This is a genomic window from Yoonia maritima (assembly GCF_002933395.1).
Lineage (GTDB): Bacteria > Pseudomonadota > Alphaproteobacteria > Rhodobacterales > Rhodobacteraceae > Yoonia > Yoonia maritima_A.
The window spans coordinates 300,632-316,102 of record NZ_PKFN01000009.1; the positions used below are offsets into that span (position 1 = coordinate 300,632).

Annotated in this window: 17 protein-coding genes; 9 read left to right on the plus strand and 8 right to left on the minus strand. The window is 51.8% G+C overall.

Features of this window, described 5'->3' with window-relative positions:
• Positions 1-239 precede the first annotated feature (239 nt).
• Positions 240-1,178 carry an MYG1 family protein gene (locus CYQ09_RS12665; RefSeq protein WP_106745757.1) on the plus strand — a complete coding sequence of 313 codons (939 nt, stop codon included), beginning with the start codon at positions 240-242 and terminating at the stop codon, positions 1,176-1,178.
• On the opposite strand, the gene CYQ09_RS12670 is transcribed toward CYQ09_RS12665, so the two are convergent.
• The 3 genes from CYQ09_RS12670 to CYQ09_RS12680 all read right to left on the minus strand — a co-directional run bounded on the left by CYQ09_RS12670 (position 1,170) and on the right by CYQ09_RS12680 (position 3,384).
• Positions 1,170-1,433 carry a DUF6525 family protein gene (locus CYQ09_RS12670; protein WP_106745758.1) on the minus strand — a complete coding sequence of 88 codons (264 nt, stop codon included), beginning with the start codon at positions 1,431-1,433 and terminating at the stop codon, positions 1,170-1,172. The genes CYQ09_RS12665 and CYQ09_RS12670 overlap by 9 nt on opposite strands.
• Positions 1,433-2,653: a GTP-binding protein gene (locus tag CYQ09_RS12675; protein ID WP_106745759.1), complete on the minus strand. Its 1,221-nt coding sequence runs from the start codon at positions 2,651-2,653 to the stop codon at positions 1,433-1,435. Before CYQ09_RS12675 ends, CYQ09_RS12670 begins: the two co-directional genes overlap by 1 nt.
• An 83-nt stretch (positions 2,654-2,736) precedes the next feature.
• A complete protein-coding gene (locus CYQ09_RS12680) occupies positions 2,737-3,384 on the minus strand; it encodes a ZinT family metal-binding protein (protein ID WP_106745760.1) in 648 nt (215 codons plus the stop codon).
• A gap of 212 nt (positions 3,385-3,596) precedes the next feature.
• Between CYQ09_RS12680 and CYQ09_RS12685 the strand changes: the two genes are divergently transcribed.
• The 4 genes from CYQ09_RS12685 to CYQ09_RS12700 all read left to right on the plus strand — a co-directional run bounded on the left by CYQ09_RS12685 (position 3,597) and on the right by CYQ09_RS12700 (position 7,862).
• Positions 3,597-4,817 carry a DUF2254 domain-containing protein gene (locus CYQ09_RS12685; protein ID WP_106745761.1) on the plus strand — a complete coding sequence of 407 codons (1,221 nt, stop codon included), beginning with the start codon at positions 3,597-3,599 and terminating at the stop codon, positions 4,815-4,817.
• A 159-nt stretch (positions 4,818-4,976) separates the two neighbouring features.
• Positions 4,977-6,026: an AI-2E family transporter gene (locus tag CYQ09_RS12690; protein ID WP_106745762.1), complete on the plus strand. Its 1,050-nt coding sequence runs from the start codon at positions 4,977-4,979 to the stop codon at positions 6,024-6,026.
• Positions 6,027-6,514: 488 nt separating this feature from the next.
• A complete protein-coding gene (locus tag CYQ09_RS18350; RefSeq protein WP_162617669.1) occupies positions 6,515-6,691 on the plus strand; it encodes a hypothetical protein in 177 nt (58 codons plus the stop codon).
• Between the two features lie 214 nt (positions 6,692-6,905).
• On the plus strand, positions 6,906-7,862 hold the full coding sequence (locus tag CYQ09_RS12700; RefSeq protein WP_106745764.1) for a LysR family transcriptional regulator: 957 nt from the start codon (positions 6,906-6,908) through the stop codon (positions 7,860-7,862).
• On the opposite strand, the gene CYQ09_RS12705 is transcribed toward CYQ09_RS12700, so the two are convergent.
• From CYQ09_RS12705 to CYQ09_RS12715, 4 genes are all read right to left on the minus strand, one after another.
• Positions 7,859-9,175: a lyase family protein gene (locus CYQ09_RS12705; RefSeq protein ID WP_106745765.1), complete on the minus strand. Its 1,317-nt coding sequence runs from the start codon at positions 9,173-9,175 to the stop codon at positions 7,859-7,861. The genes CYQ09_RS12700 and CYQ09_RS12705 overlap by 4 nt on opposite strands.
• Positions 9,172-9,312, minus strand: a complete 141-nt coding sequence (locus CYQ09_RS18500) for a hypothetical protein (RefSeq protein WP_239495941.1) — start codon at positions 9,310-9,312, stop codon at positions 9,172-9,174. Before CYQ09_RS18500 ends, CYQ09_RS12705 begins: the two co-directional genes overlap by 4 nt.
• A 111-nt stretch (positions 9,313-9,423) precedes the next feature.
• The gene (locus CYQ09_RS18505) at positions 9,424-9,804 is read right to left on the minus strand and encodes an ATP-binding cassette domain-containing protein (RefSeq protein WP_239495942.1); all 381 of its coding nucleotides are present in this window, start codon (positions 9,802-9,804) and stop codon (positions 9,424-9,426) included.
• A gap of 41 nt (positions 9,805-9,845) precedes the next feature.
• The gene (locus tag CYQ09_RS12715) at positions 9,846-10,694 is read right to left on the minus strand and encodes an ABC transporter substrate-binding protein (protein ID WP_106745766.1); all 849 of its coding nucleotides are present in this window, start codon (positions 10,692-10,694) and stop codon (positions 9,846-9,848) included.
• 578 nt (positions 10,695-11,272) lie between these two features.
• On the opposite strand from CYQ09_RS12715, the gene CYQ09_RS12720 reads away from it, so the two are divergent.
• Positions 11,273-12,265, plus strand: coding sequence for an isopenicillin N synthase family dioxygenase (locus CYQ09_RS12720; RefSeq protein ID WP_106745767.1), 993 nt, complete (start codon positions 11,273-11,275; stop codon positions 12,263-12,265).
• 38 nt (positions 12,266-12,303) lie between these two features.
• On the opposite strand, the gene CYQ09_RS12725 is transcribed toward CYQ09_RS12720, so the two are convergent.
• Entirely contained in the window at positions 12,304-12,693 is a 390-nt protein-coding gene (locus CYQ09_RS12725) for a RidA family protein (protein WP_106745768.1), read from the minus strand.
• A gap of 95 nt (positions 12,694-12,788) precedes the next feature.
• On the opposite strand from CYQ09_RS12725, the gene CYQ09_RS12730 reads away from it, so the two are divergent.
• The 3 genes from CYQ09_RS12730 to CYQ09_RS12740 are packed head-to-tail and all read left to right on the plus strand — an operon-like array spanning position 12,789 to position 15,471.
• Positions 12,789-13,778 carry an ABC transporter substrate-binding protein gene (locus CYQ09_RS12730; protein WP_106745769.1) on the plus strand — a complete coding sequence of 330 codons (990 nt, stop codon included), beginning with the start codon at positions 12,789-12,791 and terminating at the stop codon, positions 13,776-13,778.
• Positions 13,779-13,831: 53 nt separating this feature from the next.
• Positions 13,832-14,617 (plus strand): ABC transporter ATP-binding protein, encoded by a 786-nt coding sequence (locus CYQ09_RS12735; RefSeq protein WP_239495944.1) that lies wholly within the window; start codon positions 13,832-13,834, stop codon positions 14,615-14,617.
• Positions 14,614-15,471 (plus strand): ABC transporter permease, encoded by an 858-nt coding sequence (locus CYQ09_RS12740; RefSeq protein ID WP_106745770.1) that lies wholly within the window; start codon positions 14,614-14,616, stop codon positions 15,469-15,471. The genes CYQ09_RS12735 and CYQ09_RS12740 overlap by 4 nt, the downstream gene beginning before the upstream one ends.

Genomic DNA, 15,471 nt, shown 5'->3' on the forward strand with positions numbered 1-15,471 from the left:
AAAACTCAACATTCAGCCCTTCATATGACTTAATGCTAAGAACTTAAACCTGTTATTGAAAAACTGGGCAACCATCCGCGCTGGGGCGGTGTGTTTTCATAATAAACATTCGTTCTTGTGTGAGGCTGGAATTTAAATCTTGATATAACGGCATCGCTTTGAGAAACCTCCTTTAACATCCTGTTAAAGGAGGCCAGATTGGTCACCTTATCATTGATCGATCCCTTTGGAGCTTACTTATGACTATCACCCAACTTGTCACTCATTCGGGCGGCTTCCATGCGGACGAACTATTATCTTCGGTTGTTCTGACGCGGCTGTTTCCTGACGCAAATCTGCTGCGCACGCGTGACCGTGGAATGATTACACCGGCGGCGGATAAGATCATTTATGATGTGGGCGGCAGCTATGATGCAGAGGCACAGATATTCGATCATCATCAGCGGCCCGGCCCATTGCGTGAAGACGACCAGCCATTCAGTTCTTTTGGACTGATTTGGTCGCATTATGGGCGGGCCTATCTGGCTGCGATGGACGTACCTGCCGATGATATCGAAGCGATCCATCTCAAGTTTGATACTAAATTTGTGTTGCCGATTGATCTGCTGGATAACGGCGCAATGGAGCCATCGGTGGCGGGTCCGCTGTCGATCTTGACACTGCCTGCACTATTGGGAAGCCTGAAACCGGTATTCGATAACACATCGCCAACGGCCGATGATGACGCGTTTTTCGAAGCCTTGCCAATTGCCCGCAGTTTTGTTGAGGCCCAGATCAAAAACCTTGCTGCAAAGGCCCGTGCGCAAAGCATAGTTCTGGATGCAATCGCCAAGGCCGGTTCGTCATCCATACTCGAACTGCCGATGGGTATGCCGTATCGTTCGGCGCTTGATTTAGCCGAAGCCGATCACATTTTGTTTGCGGTCAATCCTCGTGGCGATGACTGGATGCTGGGCGGCATTAAGTTATCAAATGACACCTTTGAACAGCGCGCAGATTTGCCCGCCGCGTGGGCAGGCCTGACTGACGCCGCGTTGGAAGAAGCAAGCGGCGTCAAAGGTGCAAAGTTCTGCCATAACGCACGCTTTATCGCGGTTGCTGACTCTCGGGATGCGATCCTAAAGATGGCTGAAATTGCGGTGAGCCTCGTTGAAACGGAGCCGACCGGGTTAAGTTGAAAACCGGTCGCGCTTTAACATTGCTTGTTCGATTTGCGTAAGCCTGCGCCGTGCTGCGTCAAGATCACCACCTGACGCGCGAAGTGAGTTACGCCAAATGCGATGCGCAGAACAGGCCGACCAAGGCAGCGCTGCGTGCATCAACCAAGAACGCAGCGCTGATGGAAGCTGATCGTAGGCCGCCATCGGGTCACCTTTTCGAGCACGGCGTTTGAGAGCGCTACGCATGTTATCTTGGCGGTTCTGATGGCCCATCACACGGCCTCTGATGCATGCCGCCAGGCTGGAAAGGGATCATCCAAATTTGACCATTCTTGATTAATTTGGGTTTCTGATTTGTCCATCAGCGCCCCATCGAGCGCCGATGAAATCGCCACCTTATCCATGCCTGCTCCGATAAAGACCAACTCTTGCCTGCGATCACCAAATGGTTCTTCCCAGTGTTGTTTTAAGTATGCTGCGGCATCCGGGTGATTGGGGCGTTGATCATGTGGAACGCTAGCCCACCATTTGCCCATCGGACGCATGGTGCCTATCGCACCCGCGAGCGAAAATTCGGCAAGCCAATCGGGCCGAGAGGCCACCCAAAAATGCCCCTTTGCGCGAAGCACGCCGGGAAGCGACCCGCTTAGTACATCATGCACTTTTTGTGGATGAAAGGGGCGCCGCGCACGATAAACAAAAGAAGATACGCCGTATTCTTCAGTTTCTGGAATGTGATCCGCAAAGCCGTACAGCTCTTTTGCCCAAAGAGGGTGTTCATGCGCCGTTTCGAAGTTGAACAATCCGGTGTCAAATATGCGATCCTGCGCGACCTGCCCAAAATCGGTTTCGATGATCTGAGCGTCAGGATTTAACGCGGTGACGATTTTGCGGGCTGCGTCGCGCTTTTGCGCTCCGGCGTCGCTGACCTTGTTCAGGATAACGACATCTGCAAATTCGATTTGATCGACAAGCAGATCAACCAGCGTCCGGTCGTCTGCATCGCCAAGCTCTTGCCCGCGGTCCCTAAGGAAATCGCGGCTCCCGTAGTCTTTGAGAAGGTTCGCTGTGTCGACGACGGTAACCATGGTGTCTAAGCGGGCCACATCAGATAGGCTCGCACCGAATTCATCCCTGAATTCAAATGTCGCAGCTACCGGTAGCGGTTCTGACACACCAGTGGATTCAATAAGAAGATAGTCAAATCGCCCCTCATCCGAGAGCCGACGTACTTCTTGCAATAGATCGTCGCGCAGGGTGCAGCAGATACAGCCATTGGTCATTTCGACTAGCTTTTCTTCTGTGTGGCTTAGGTCAGCGCCGCCACCACGAATGAGATCAGCGTCAATGTTTACTTCGGACATGTCATTGACGATGACCGCAACGCGGCGGCCCGCGCGATTGTTAAGCACTGCGTTAAGAAGCGTCGTTTTGCCTGCGCCCAAAAAGCCAGACAGGACGGTGACGGGAAGCCGGGTGTCTGTGATATTCATGCCAGATGTTCACCTTGTTTTAGTGAGGAATGCCTAAGGATGACCACGCTGGGCGATTTCCCAGCGTGTCATACGGTCGGGTGTTAATGCGCCTGCATTTCTGCCGCGATTTCTGCGCCGGTTAAGTCGACCGGGAAATATGTTGGCCAGTTGGTCAGCTCTTCAAGGAGCGCTGCGCGGTCATTGCCCCAGTAAAGGTGATAGTGATCTGCAACGCTGGGAGCGATCTTGTGGTCGCTGAACTGGATGAAATCCGGCGCATCTGCGTCGCCGCTGACTTTTTCAAAGATAAAGCGCACACCGCGATTACCCGCATCATAGGTCAGCACTTCGTGGCCGTCTTCCGCATAGCTGGCTTGGATAGGGTTGCCGCCACGAAAGAAGGTGACAGTGTCATCTTCGATTAGAATGCGGTTCACGTCGGTGGCATATCCGATGTCGTAGTAGGCTTTATATTCGGCGGCAGTCTTTTCACCAGATTCTGCTTTGTGCTGCATCACGCTGTCTAACGTGCCGTCCAGCAGCAAAGGATGAACAGATTGCCAGTCTCCGGCCCAATCAGACAGAGGGCGTGAAGCAATCTGATCGTCCGCGAAATACCCTTTGTAGATGTCATCGGAATCATGCGCATGGGCGTGATCATGTGTCGTTTCTGCGGTGGCAGCTGCCCCGAACGTGATCAATGCGCCAAGGCTTATTGCACTGAAATAGTTTGCGAACGTGAATGACATCGGTGGTCTCCATTTGTTTGGTTTTTAAGTTATGTTATAACATAACCACCCATTCGCCCAAGTGTAAATAGGTGCATTGTGAAATCGTTTGGTGACCTCTAATCGCCCGAATGAGATCGACCTGATTGGCTGTCGGTCACATGTCTTGCCGATCTTAGCTGGTGGTCATGAAAGGTGATGCAGTGGTTCGTTTTTTAACGTAAGCCTGCCTCATGAGCGTAAGTGCACGAGTCACAAAAATTATCGATGATGTAAGGGCAAGCTACTGGTTCATCCCAGCGGTTTTGGTCGTATGTGCGATGATAGTTGCTCAAGCTTCGATTGTGGTGGACCGCAATCCAGATATCGCGCTACTCAAGCTAAACTTCTTGGCGACAAGCGTAAGTGTCGACGGCGCCCGAGCCGTTCTTTCCGTGATTGCGCAGTCTGTTATCGGCGTTGCAGGGGTCATGTTCTCTATAACAATGGTAGCTGTTACTTTTGCTTCTGGGCAGTATGGCCCAAGGTTAATTGGTAACTTCATGCGTGATCGTGGTAACCAGTGGAGCCTTGGAATCCTCATTTCGACCTTCACGTATTCGCTGTTGATTTTACGCGCTGTGCAAAGCCCGCAAGGGATCGATGTCGACATGTTTGTCCCGCAAGTGTCGATATTTATCGCACTGTCACTTGCGCTCGTGTCGGTCTTTACGGTGATCTATCATGTCCATCACGTACCAGAAACGATTAGCGTTTCAAACATCATCGCTGCGCTTGGAAAGCGTTTGATCGCAGATTTACAAGGAATGGTCAGCGCGCCGCCTAAATCCGATGCTCTGACCGAAGACGACCAGCAATATGTCGATATATCAATGCATACAGCAGGATATGTACATGCAATTGCTGCTGTTCGGCTTGCGGAATTGTCTGCTGATCGAGGCTGGACTGTTCAAGTTCTTGCTGAACCTGGCGCGTTCGTACATTCCGAAATTGCGATGCTACGGATATGGGGAAACGGGGACGTATCGGACGAGGACCGTTCGGATTTACGTCAATGCGTCGCGCTCGGACATAGTAAGACAGAAGATCAGAACGTGCTATTCGTCGTGGAACAATTGGTAGAAATTGTAGGCCGGGCAATGTCGCCGGGCATTAACGACCCCTTCACCGCGATTAGCTGCATGCAATGGTTAGAGGCGGGCGTATCAGTTGTCGCGAAACACAACGACGACCTGAGCATAATAGATCAAGATGCGGTAATTGCGGCGCGTATTTCGTTTAAGCGTTTGTTAGATCATAGCTTGGGAAACTGTGTACCTTACGTATGCGGCGATGTACTGGCGCGGGCTGAACTGGAACGTCTGCTCGAACAGCTTTGTCGTAATTCTACCGATGAAAATAAGCCGATGGTCCGTGAACTTATTTCTAGAGTTAAATCTTATGAGTTGCGGTAAATTTTCCTGCATCGCTGAATAGGACGTTCGCCGATGCCCGTGAGCTTTGTGAAGGTCACGATATTGCGAAGGAACTTTTCATCGCAAAGCGCGTTAAACTGACAGCCCTGAAGCATGTGGGTCATTGCCTAAAGAATTTTTGATAAAGTGAGATATGCGATGGACGACACACATACGATCAAGAATTTATTGATCGGCATATTTCTTATTCTGGTATTCGGCGCGGTCTATTTTGCACGTGACATGCTTTTTCCAATTGTCGTCGGTGTCTTGGTTGCCTTGACGCTAAGCCCAATTGTCAGAGGTTTCGCGCGGGTAGGGGTACCGCAACCTGTATCCGCTTGTTTGCTCATCTTTGGTGCGACGGTCTTGTGCGGTGTTGGCGTTTACGCGCTGTCTGGGCCGGCTTCTGAAATTCTTGATAGTGCCCCAGAGGTTGGCGCCGAACTAAAGCGCAAATTAGGTTTCCTATCGGATTCATTGGCCGCGATGCAGGATGCAACCGACGAAGTAGAAAACCTTGCTAACGGTGATGCCGCTGCTCCAACGGTCGCGATACAGCAGCCCAGTTTTCTTGCCTTTGCAGCTGGCAGCGTTGCCAGTTTTCTATCGCTGGGTTTCGTCGGGATGATATTGGCGCTGTTCATTCTCGCGTCTGGGGACCTATTTTATGTTAAACTAGTTAACGCGCTTCCTAGCTTCGCGGACAAAAAGCGAGCGGTGAAAACCGTACGCGATGTTGAACGCAAGCTTTCGCATTACTTGCTGACAATAACGGTGATCAACGCAGGTTTGGGAATATGTATTGCCGGGGTGCTGTACTGGCTCGGATTGCCGGATGCGATCTTGTGGGGCGTACTGGCATTTGCATTGAATTTTATACCGTTTGTTGGCGCGATGATCGGGGTTTTGGCGATCGGAGCCTATAGTGTCATCGCATTTGATACTTTGGCGTCTGGTATAGTCGTACCGCTGGTTTATCTGTTTTTAACATCCCTAGAGGGTCAGATTATCACGCCAGCTGTTCTTGGCAAACGGCTTGAGCTGAACACAGTATCGGTGTTTCTTGCGGTCATTGTTTGGAGCTGGTTGTGGAACGTGCCGGGCGCGTTGATGGCTGTTCCCTTTTTGGTCGTCACCAAAGTCATTTGTGACAATATTGAACCGTTAAAGGTATTCGGTGATTTCCTAGGGGCGCGCAAAAAATGAATGTCTTTTGATTGCTACAAAGCGACTATGGGCGAGGCTGGCGAAAGCGGACCTAACATAGGGGGTGGGGTTTATGCTTCTAGCAGAGTTTGCGGTTGCATGATGATCGTTTGGCCTGTGCGTTTGGAAGCTTTGCGCGACCCAACGATGATGTCTGCTACTGCACTGCAGATATCACGCCGCAATGTCGTTGAGGTCACGATTAGGCCTGTAAAACCCTGAATAATACCAAGGCCGCTAAAACTGACCGCGCGCCACGGTCAGGGGCATCCAAGCCAGAATGTAGGCAGTAACAAAGCCTCCTGAATGCCACGTCGTCGTTGAAATAACAAATGCAATCGAGATCGGGGTTTTCGCTTAACATCTGTTGGGTTTGCACCCGTCCAGACACATATGACATCAATACCTTGATAGAGCCGCTAAATCGTTATGATGCGCGGGGCTAATTCCTAAAGACCACAGATCAGGCGCTTGGGATCATCAATGACATGGAAATGCAAAACCTAAAGCTCATGTTTTACTGCTATCATGTGCAACTGATGGCAGGTGACCTGACCCACCGTATCAAAGCGTTGCTTCCGCATATTGATCACATCCAATTTGCCTCTGTCCCTGATCGCGGGCCGCTTGACCAAGGAGAGATTAACTATCTCCACATTTTTTAAACCATTCATGACCTGCACTATACGGTCTCAGTTGGAGTAGAATGCAAACCCATTGGTGCCACAGATGGTAGCCTTGATTGGTCACGTCGTTGCGTGGGCCGATTTAGGGCGGTTTAAAAGCGTCTATCCGTCACCCAACCTTTGCCACTTGGGTTGGAATCTGCCATGTTCCATACATGGGACAGCACCGAATACGCGCCTACGCTATCGTTGAATGAAACTTGAATATACTGCGATTTTGATGAACCTTCGTGCCCTTCAGCTTTTTCGACACGTCGTATTAACCGGCGCATTATCCGAGGCATCGAACCGGCTCAATATATCTGTCTCGGCTGCTAGCCGATTGCTTTCGCAATTGGAAAGCGACGTTGGTTTGACGTTGTTTTCACGCAAACGTCGCCGGCTGGAACTGACAGAAGAAGGGCAGTTATTTTTTCGGCAGGTCGCCAACACGCTTAGTGGTATTGACGAAATCCCGCGGGTCGCATCCGACATTCGCGGGCGCGCCCAAGACTGGTTATCTATTGTCACCGCTGCTCCGATGGCGAATGGCCTTGTGGTGCCTGCTTTGGCGCGGTTGTCGGATGCTCTTCCTCAGCTACAATGCACCGTTAACGTCGAAAGCCGTTTTGATATTGAAAGCAAAGTGTCGGTGCGTGGCTATAACCTCGGCCTGATTTCGCTTCCTGTCGAAAACGCGATCATTGACCTGCAAATTGTTCAGTTTTTGCGGTCGCGTCTGTGTGTGTTGTTGCCCGACACCCACCCGCTTGCGCCGCAAAATGTGGTCTCGGCCAAGGATCTTGCGGATCAGGCATTTGTAACGTTAGCGCCCGGTCAGCGCTGGCGCGATCGGTTAGAAGAATTGATGGGCCGCGCCGGGCATCCGTTTAGCGTGGCATTTGAAACTGGATCGACCGTTGTCACAGTCGAGATGGTTCGTGCAGGTTTGGGCATTACCTTGATCGACCGCGTTTGCGCACCACCTTCACTGGAAAGCGGGTTGGTGTTACGCCCGATTGAAGGCGAGCATTGGATAACCTACGCGAGCCTGCACCCGCCCGGTCCACGCGCGCCATTCGCCGAACGCTTTCTTGATGCTGTTTCCGACCACATCGAAGAATTGCGTTCAGAAGAACCCCAAGTGCGCGATCTACTTGAACTCATCTAAGCGTCCGTGGTGGGATTCAACCGCATGGCAAGCGCACGCGCGACATCGGCGGCTTCCAGTGCAATAACTTCGCTGTCACCTGTGTATAATGCCGGACTAAGGGCTGCTGAAATTTCATCGGCTGACAAATGCAAGGTGATGTCATTTGCCGTTGCCAAATCACTTACACAGCCAGCCTCTAGGACATGATGCACGATATCATGCGCCGCAGCCCGACCCGTCATTGGTGCAAGTGCCATCATCAGGTTTTCTGCGTTAATCGCACCTTTGCTACGCGATAGGTTTTTGGCCATCCGCGCGGGGTTCGGAGTGAGCCGAGTTAGCGTTTCCGCAAAGCTTTGGCTCATCCGCCATGCAAGCGGAACCGCGCGGTCTAGCACAGAAGACAGCAGATGGTTCGCCACTGAATCGCCTTCGTGACTGCTGCGCCCAGTTTCTAATGCGGGGCTGGCAAGGCCACGTAATTCGGCCGCGAGCGAAATGGTGCGCACCACGTATTTCGGGTTCACCTTTTGCGGCATCGTTGATGAGCCCACGGTGCCTTTGTCCAGCTGTTCGGTGACTTCGCCAATCTCATCCGTCATCAACGTATAGACCTCGGTCATGATCCGTTCGACGGTCATCGCAAGCATGGCAAGCTGCACGACATATTCGGCAAACAGGTCATTGACCGTCCGACCGGGTACAAGAAGTTCGCGCAGGCCAAGATCGGCGGCCAGCTTGCGGTTTAACGCACGTCCTTGCGCCCCGAAGGCGTGCATCGCTCCAACTGCGCCGCCAAACGGCAGCGCAAGCATCCGCGTCGTGGCATCGGTCAAACGCGCTTCTGCGCGCTCCATCTCTTCTATCCAGCCTGCGATTTTAAAGCCAAATGTGATTGGGAGCGCATGCTGGCGATTGGTTCGCCCTGCCATCGGGGTTTTCGCATGCTCTTGCGCGAGCGTTCCCATACGTGCTGTCGCCCGCCCCAAATGGACCCGAATTTCGGTGTCCGCCTTGCGCAGCAACAACAATCGCCCGGTCTGCATGACGTTTTGGGTGGTTGCTCCCCAATGCACATAGTCCCCAGCCTTGCCAGCGGCCTTGCCTAAAAGCCGTGTCAATGAAAGGACTGGCGCCATTGTCAGTTTTACATCGGCAGCCATCGTATCGCGTCCCAACCGATCAAGATCAGCCGCTGCAGTTATATCAGCCGCCGCCCAAGCCGGGATCATCCCAAGGTCGGCCTGCGCACGGGCCAATGCGGCCTCTACATCCAACCACGACTGCCACTGCGTATCACGGTCAAAAATTGTATCCGGTGTCATAGTCATGCCGTAGCCTCTTGGGCCGCCAGCAGCTCTGGTCGGAACTGTGGTGCCGCCGCCAAAAGGCGCGCGGTGTAATCATTTGTGGGGCTGCCTAAAATTCTGTCGCAATTGCCTTCTTCGACGAGCTTGCCGTTCAGCATAACCGCGACCCTATTCGCGAACTGATGCACCACCGCCATGTCGTGGGTGATAACAAGACAGCTAAGCCCCAGTTCCGCCTGTAAGTCCTGAAGAAGGTTCAGGATTTGTGCCTACACAGATACATCAAGCGCCGAGGTGGGTTCATCGCAAACCAATGCCTCTGGCCGTGTAATGAGCGCCCGTGCAATCGCGACCCGTTGGCGTTGTCCACCCGAAATTTGCGAAGGGTAGGGATACATCATGCGGGCAGGCAGCCGCACCATATCCATTGCTTCGCGGGTTTTCATTGCGCGTGATTGGGCATCATCGTCACCACGCAACACAAGCGGGCGTTCGATGATTTCGGCCAATGTCCGGCGCGGGTTCAGCGACGAATACGGGTCTTGGAAAATCGGCTGCACGAGTGCAGCGCGTTCAAGCGGTGCTAAATCAGCCACAGGACGCCCCAGCATTTCAACCTTACCTGACGTGGGCTGGGCAAGCCCGAGCATGATCCGCGCGAGGGTTGATTTACCTGAACCGCTCTCGTCGACTAACCCGCTGCATCCAATACGATGAACGCAACGCGCAGATCGGGGCCGCTAAGATGCGTCGCCATCGGCGTCCCGCCCAAACTTTGGGCAAGGTCCAAAGGCACCTTAAACATCCAATCAATCCCACCGGACATTATTTCGGCCTGTTGCGTACCAATGTCGGGGATGGTTCGGACGACCACGTTTTCGATGCTTGGTTGGTCACCAAAAAAGTCGTCGAAACGTTCGAGGATCAACTCTTGACCCGGTTCAATACTGACTACCCGATAGGGGCCAGTCCCGATCAAATCTTGCGCCATAGCGTCGCGATCAATCACCCCATCCGCATCATAAGTGTCCGCCTTACGTAACATAATCCGCTGCGCCATATCGCGTAGCACTAGCGGGTAGACCGTTTTCAAATGGAACCGAACAGTGTTGGGGCCCGTCACTTCGGCATTATCAAGCCAACGACCAACAGTACCACTCGCATTGGATTCACTGTCTTCGCGGACGATCCAGTTGTAGGTATAAGCCACATCATCGGCGGTCAGGATGCTGCCGTCATGAAACTTCACATCATCGCGCAAAAAGACGTCCAACGTCGTTTCATCAATATAGTCGTAGCCAGTCGCGACTGCTGGGTTGAACTCCTGCGTGACCGGGTCAAGAGAGAACAGCGTCGTGTCGGTCAATTGCGCAAGGATAATATACTCGCGCTTAGTTGTGTAATTGTAATAAAGATTCAGTATTTCTTCGGCCATTGCGACGCGTAGTGTGTCGTCCGATTTTTCCGCGTTTGCGATTGTGCTAGCAAACGCCGCACACAAAATAGCGGGGGCGAAAGCCCACTTTCGTTGATGTTTCATATCCACTCCTCCCTAGTGTTGTTGACAGGTTAGGTACATTCGACTGATGCGTAAATTGTTACAATTGCAGCAATGGTTGCACTTTGGGAAACTATATGGCGTGATGGTTCGGCTCTGACATGTGGCACAACAGGCGAATAGGACAGTAGTGATGCCGTTTTTCGGCTTTGAGATCGGTGCGCTTCTTTATCGTGAGTTTTGGGACATTAGGCCTGCGCTCTTTTCAGATTGGGGAAATTTTTCGTTTAGTTTTTGTGCGCGATGGCTGGGTGGGCCTAAATATTGATCAAGGTAAACGGCTGACTGTAACGAATGGTCCCAAATTTCATGACAGAGATCATTGGGGTGCCGTAGCGTTTAAGAGTGGCTTCTAATCAAGAAGCTATCAAACGGTTTTCAAAATGCGCAAGCTTACTTGGCTGGGTCAGGTTTGTTTGCGATCGCCATCTACAAATATTGACCTTGGTCTAATGGACCGGTGTCACATCTAACAGGAGTAGAAGCTGGCAGCGCCCCATGTGCGTAGGTCATTGCTCCCTTTGATAACTGCGCAACGTTTTGCGCGGCAAGGAGGGATTATGACGAATGAAATACGACTAAAAGAGCTGGAAAAAGAACGGCACATTGGCAGTGCAGGGGTAAGTATCGAGAGAGATGTTCCTCAAATTGATATGTCTGATTTTCATGCGCGCCGGGCTGAAATATCAGAAAGTTTGTGGGAGGCAGCAACGGACATTGGCTTTTTCCAGTTGGTCAATCACGGCATTCCGCAAAGCCTAATCGACGAAGCGTTTGATCGTTCGGCAGCATTTTTTGATCTGGACGCGCAGGACAAAACAAAATTTCCGCTTAAGCCTGGCACTAATGCGGGGTGGGAATACAAAGCGCAAGTACGGCCGTCCACAGGAACGGCTGATCAAAAAGAAAGCTATCAAATCACGTTGCCACGCATGGCCAACCTTTGGCCCCGCGAGTCTGATGTGCCTGATTTTAAACCCACAATGCTAGCGTTCGAACGTATGAATTGGGCTTTGGCGATGCGTGTTTTGTCATGCTTTACGTCGAAGTTAGGTGTCGCGGATGACCTGTTTGTCGAAGGCCATGATCCGCTATCGCCACAATACCAATCGACGCTGCGCCTGATCCATTACCTCGGGATGGAAGATGCTTCACCAGAAGATTTCAAATACTGGCGCGCAGGGGCACATACGGATTTTGATTGTCTGACCTTGCTGCATCAAAAACAGGGGCAGGGTGGATTACAGGTTTGTCCCGGCAAAGATGCGGATGGCAGGGTTCTGGGATGGACAGACGTGCCCCCGGTCGGTGGGGTTATCACCTGTAATATTGGCGATATGTTGATGCGTTGGAGTGATGACAAATTGTTATCAAACCTTCACCGCGTGCGCATGCCAAAGCCGGATGAAAGTCTGGGGCCACGCTATTCAATCGCTTATTTTGCGCAGGCCAATATGGATACTGTGCTTCAAGGACCCGAAGGCATTTACGAGCCGATAACGGGCCATGACTATATCCAAATGCGCCTTGGCGCGAATTTCGGGAAAAAGTGATGGCGCGTATCAACTCTTTTGATGGTGCAAGCCTTGGGTCACTGCAGTCTGGCTGTAACCTCAATCTCGACCACGAATTCGGGGCGGGTAAAGCCACTGACGATCATCAAGGTCGAAGCAGGCAAATGCGGAATATCCGCAAGCCAAACATCGCGCGCGGCCATGTAGCCCGCCATGTGACTGCGGTCGGTGACGTAGGCGTGCACCTTCAACACGTGGGATTTATCTGTTCCCGCCTGCGCCAGGATTTCGTCGATGTTCGCAAAGATCAATTGCGCCTGTGCTTGGGCCCCATCGGGGATCGTGCCGTCAACGTCCAGCGCCAACTGTCCCGACGTCAAAACGAGGCCAGACTGCGTATCTGCGATGCCGTGTGCGTAGCGGGCAAAGGGTGGCGCCATGGTTTTAGGGGTTACGCTTTTGATCATCGGTCACATCCTTTTGCGGGGTTTCCAGTGAAACATCGCGCAACTTCAAACCAAAAAACAATACCTAAATCACTGTTCAATATGGAGAAAATGTTATGAAAAATCTTATCGCAATGTCATCTTTCACTGCATTATGCGCAACTACCGCATTAGCAGATACGACCGATGTATCGTTTGGTACGAACTGGTTGGCGCAGGCAGAACATGGTGGATTTTATCAGGCAGTGGCCGATGGCACCTACGCGGAATGCGGTCTGAACGTCAGCATCGTTCAGGGCGGCCCACAGGTGAACAACCGTGCTTTGCTTTTGGCTGGGCGTATTGATTACCACATGGGTGGTGACTTGACGGGCGTCTTTAACGCCGCCGAAGAGAATATCCCGGTTGTCGCTGTCGCCGCAATGTTTCAGAAAATTCCCCAAGTTCTGATCACGCATCCCGGTGCGGCAACCTCCTTTGAAGATCTCAAAGACTTGACGCTTTTGATTGGGGACAATGGTTATCAGGGTTTTTACCAGTGGATGATCGCATCTTACGGCTTCACCGCCGAGCAACGCCAACCTTACACGTTTAATCCCGCGCCATTTCTAGCAGACGAAACTATGGCGATGCAGGGTTACCTATCATCTGAACCATATTTGATTGAAAAAGAAGCTGGCTTCACCCCAGAGGTATTTTTGATCGCTGATGCTGGCTATTCTACCTATGCCACGACCATCGAAACCATGGCTGATACAATCGCCAACAAACCCGACGAAGTGACCTGTTTTGTCGAAGGGTCTATCCTTGGCTGGTATAATTATCTGTACGGCGACAATGCTGCTGCGAACGCGATGATCATGGCTGACAATCCTGAAATGACACAGGATAAAATCGACTACGGTATTTCGAAAATGATCGAAGCCGGTATCGTGATTTCTGGCGATGCCGAGACCATGGGTATCGGTGTCATGACCGATGAAAAGATCGCGGATTTCTATGACAAGATGGTCGATGCTGGCGTGATTTCCGCAGGCCTTGATTATAGTGCGACCTATTCGACCGCATTTGTCGGCAATGGTCTTGGTGTCGAATTAGCAGACTAAACCGCACCAAAATGAGGGTGCGGCTGTCGCACCCTCACATCGGAGAATTTTGAATGACTGTTAATCGTGCCCCTCTGCGCGAACGCCCAGAGCTTCTAAAGATGTCGCACATTGAAAAGACCTTTCGCGGTGACGTGGTCGCCCTGAAAGATATGAACCTTACGGTGAACCAAGGCGATTTTATTTCGCTGCTCGGTCCGTCAGGTTGCGGAAAATCCACTGCGTTGCGATTGGTCGCAGGTCTTATGCGACCAACCAACGGCGTAATCGAATGGAGCGGTGGCCAAGGCGAGGGCGATCTTGGTGTTGTGTTCCAAGAACCAACTCTGATGCCGTGGGCCAAGGTGAAAGATAACGTATGGCTGCCATATCGGCTGCGCGGGAAAAGCTATTTTGAAGTCAAAGACGAGGTGCTGCAGGCACTTAAGCTTGTCGGATTAGAGCAGTTTCAAAACGCGTACCCACGTGAACTATCGGGCGGCATGAAAATGCGTGTCGCAATTGCGCGGGCCATGGTCACTAAGCCGCGATTGATCTTGATGGACGAACCTTTTGCCGCGCTTGATGAAATTAGCCGCCACAAGCTGAACAATGACCTTTTGGCGTTACGCGATGCCGTCGGTTGTACAGTTATTTTTGTTACCCATTCCGTGTTTGAATCGGTGTTTTTATCTGATCGCATCGTTGTGATGGCTGCACGTCCAGGCCGCGTTATTCGGGAACTGAACGTCGAAGCACCTTACCCGCGCACAGAAGAATTTCGTACATCCGCAGACTATGCCGCGTTTGCGCGCGAAGCATCCGATGCGCTTCATCAGGCTATGGAGGTCGCAGTATGAGCCGTGAAAATTCTCAGATGATTGAAGACAAAAGTGTCGATATCGAAGAAGAAAATATTGCCAGAAAAGAACGGCTTTTTGCCATTGCACGCTGGACGTTGCCATCATTGATGATGGTGCTGTTTATCGGTGGCTGGCAAGCCTATGTGACGATTGCACAGGTTCCGCATTACATTTTGCCCTCACCCTTGTTGATCGCGAAAACACTGGTCGAAGACTGGTCACTTCTTTGGCCAGCGATGCTGATGACCGGGCGTTTGACGGTGCTTGCGTTGCTTTTTGCTGTCATTGGTGGCTTGGTCATCGCAGTTTCATTTACACAGTCAAAACTGGTCGAAATGGCTATGTTTCCCTATGCGGTGATCCTGCAGGTGACGCCAGTTGTTGCCATTGCGCCTTTGCTACAAGTTTATGTCGATAATGCCTTTGTTGCAGCGTTGCTTTGTGCATGGATCGTGGCGTTTTTTCCGATTTTGTCCAACACAACAATTGGACTGAAATCGACAGATCACAATCTCGAAGACTTGTTCACAATCTATGGCGCAACTCGGTGGCAAAGGTTGCGGTATCTATCTGCCCCGTCGGCGCTGCCCTACTTTTTAGGCGGGCTCAAAATTGCGGGGGGCTTGGCGTTGATCGGCGCGGTTGTTGCGGAATTTGTCATCGGCCGCGCGGGTACCGGGCTTGGCTTGGCGTCAACGCTTCTCGAGGCGTCTTATCGCTTTAACTTTGGGCGGCTCTATGCGGCGCTCATTCTGATCTCAGTCATGGGGGTGGCGATCTTTGGTTTGATGAGCCTGATCAGTCACCTTTGTCTTTATCGCTGGCACGAAAGTGCCCTGAAACGAGAATGA

Excerpts from the sequence above, each read along its gene's own strand:
- CYQ09_RS12665 (WP_106745757.1), top strand. The coding sequence starts at position 240 with ATGACTATCACCCAACTTGTCACTCATTCGGGCGGCTTCCATGCGGAC.
- CYQ09_RS12670 (WP_106745758.1), bottom strand. The coding sequence starts at position 1,433 with ATGGGCCATCAGAACCGCCAAGATAACATGCGTAGCGCTCTCAAACGC.
- CYQ09_RS12675 (WP_106745759.1), bottom strand. The coding sequence starts at position 2,653 with ATGAATATCACAGACACCCGGCTTCCCGTCACCGTCCTGTCTGGCTTT.
- CYQ09_RS12680 (WP_106745760.1), bottom strand. The coding sequence starts at position 3,384 with ATGTCATTCACGTTCGCAAACTATTTCAGTGCAATAAGCCTTGGCGCA.
- CYQ09_RS12685 (WP_106745761.1), top strand. The coding sequence starts at position 3,597 with ATGAGCGTAAGTGCACGAGTCACAAAAATTATCGATGATGTAAGGGCA.
- CYQ09_RS12690 (WP_106745762.1), top strand. The coding sequence starts at position 4,977 with ATGGACGACACACATACGATCAAGAATTTATTGATCGGCATATTTCTT.
- CYQ09_RS18350 (WP_162617669.1), top strand. The coding sequence starts at position 6,515 with ATGGAAATGCAAAACCTAAAGCTCATGTTTTACTGCTATCATGTGCAA.
- CYQ09_RS12700 (WP_106745764.1), top strand. The coding sequence starts at position 6,906 with ATGAAACTTGAATATACTGCGATTTTGATGAACCTTCGTGCCCTTCAG.
- CYQ09_RS12705 (WP_106745765.1), bottom strand. The coding sequence starts at position 9,175 with ATGACTATGACACCGGATACAATTTTTGACCGTGATACGCAGTGGCAG.
- CYQ09_RS18500 (WP_239495941.1), bottom strand. The coding sequence starts at position 9,312 with ATGCTGAACGGCAAGCTCGTCGAAGAAGGCAATTGCGACAGAATTTTA.
- CYQ09_RS18505 (WP_239495942.1), bottom strand. The coding sequence starts at position 9,804 with ATGCTCGGGCTTGCCCAGCCCACGTCAGGTAAGGTTGAAATGCTGGGG.
- CYQ09_RS12715 (WP_106745766.1), bottom strand. The coding sequence starts at position 10,694 with ATGAAACATCAACGAAAGTGGGCTTTCGCCCCCGCTATTTTGTGTGCG.
- CYQ09_RS12720 (WP_106745767.1), top strand. The coding sequence starts at position 11,273 with ATGACGAATGAAATACGACTAAAAGAGCTGGAAAAAGAACGGCACATT.
- CYQ09_RS12725 (WP_106745768.1), bottom strand. The coding sequence starts at position 12,693 with ATGATCAAAAGCGTAACCCCTAAAACCATGGCGCCACCCTTTGCCCGC.
- CYQ09_RS12730 (WP_106745769.1), top strand. The coding sequence starts at position 12,789 with ATGAAAAATCTTATCGCAATGTCATCTTTCACTGCATTATGCGCAACT.
- CYQ09_RS12735 (WP_239495944.1), top strand. The coding sequence starts at position 13,832 with ATGACTGTTAATCGTGCCCCTCTGCGCGAACGCCCAGAGCTTCTAAAG.
- CYQ09_RS12740 (WP_106745770.1), top strand. The coding sequence starts at position 14,614 with ATGAGCCGTGAAAATTCTCAGATGATTGAAGACAAAAGTGTCGATATC.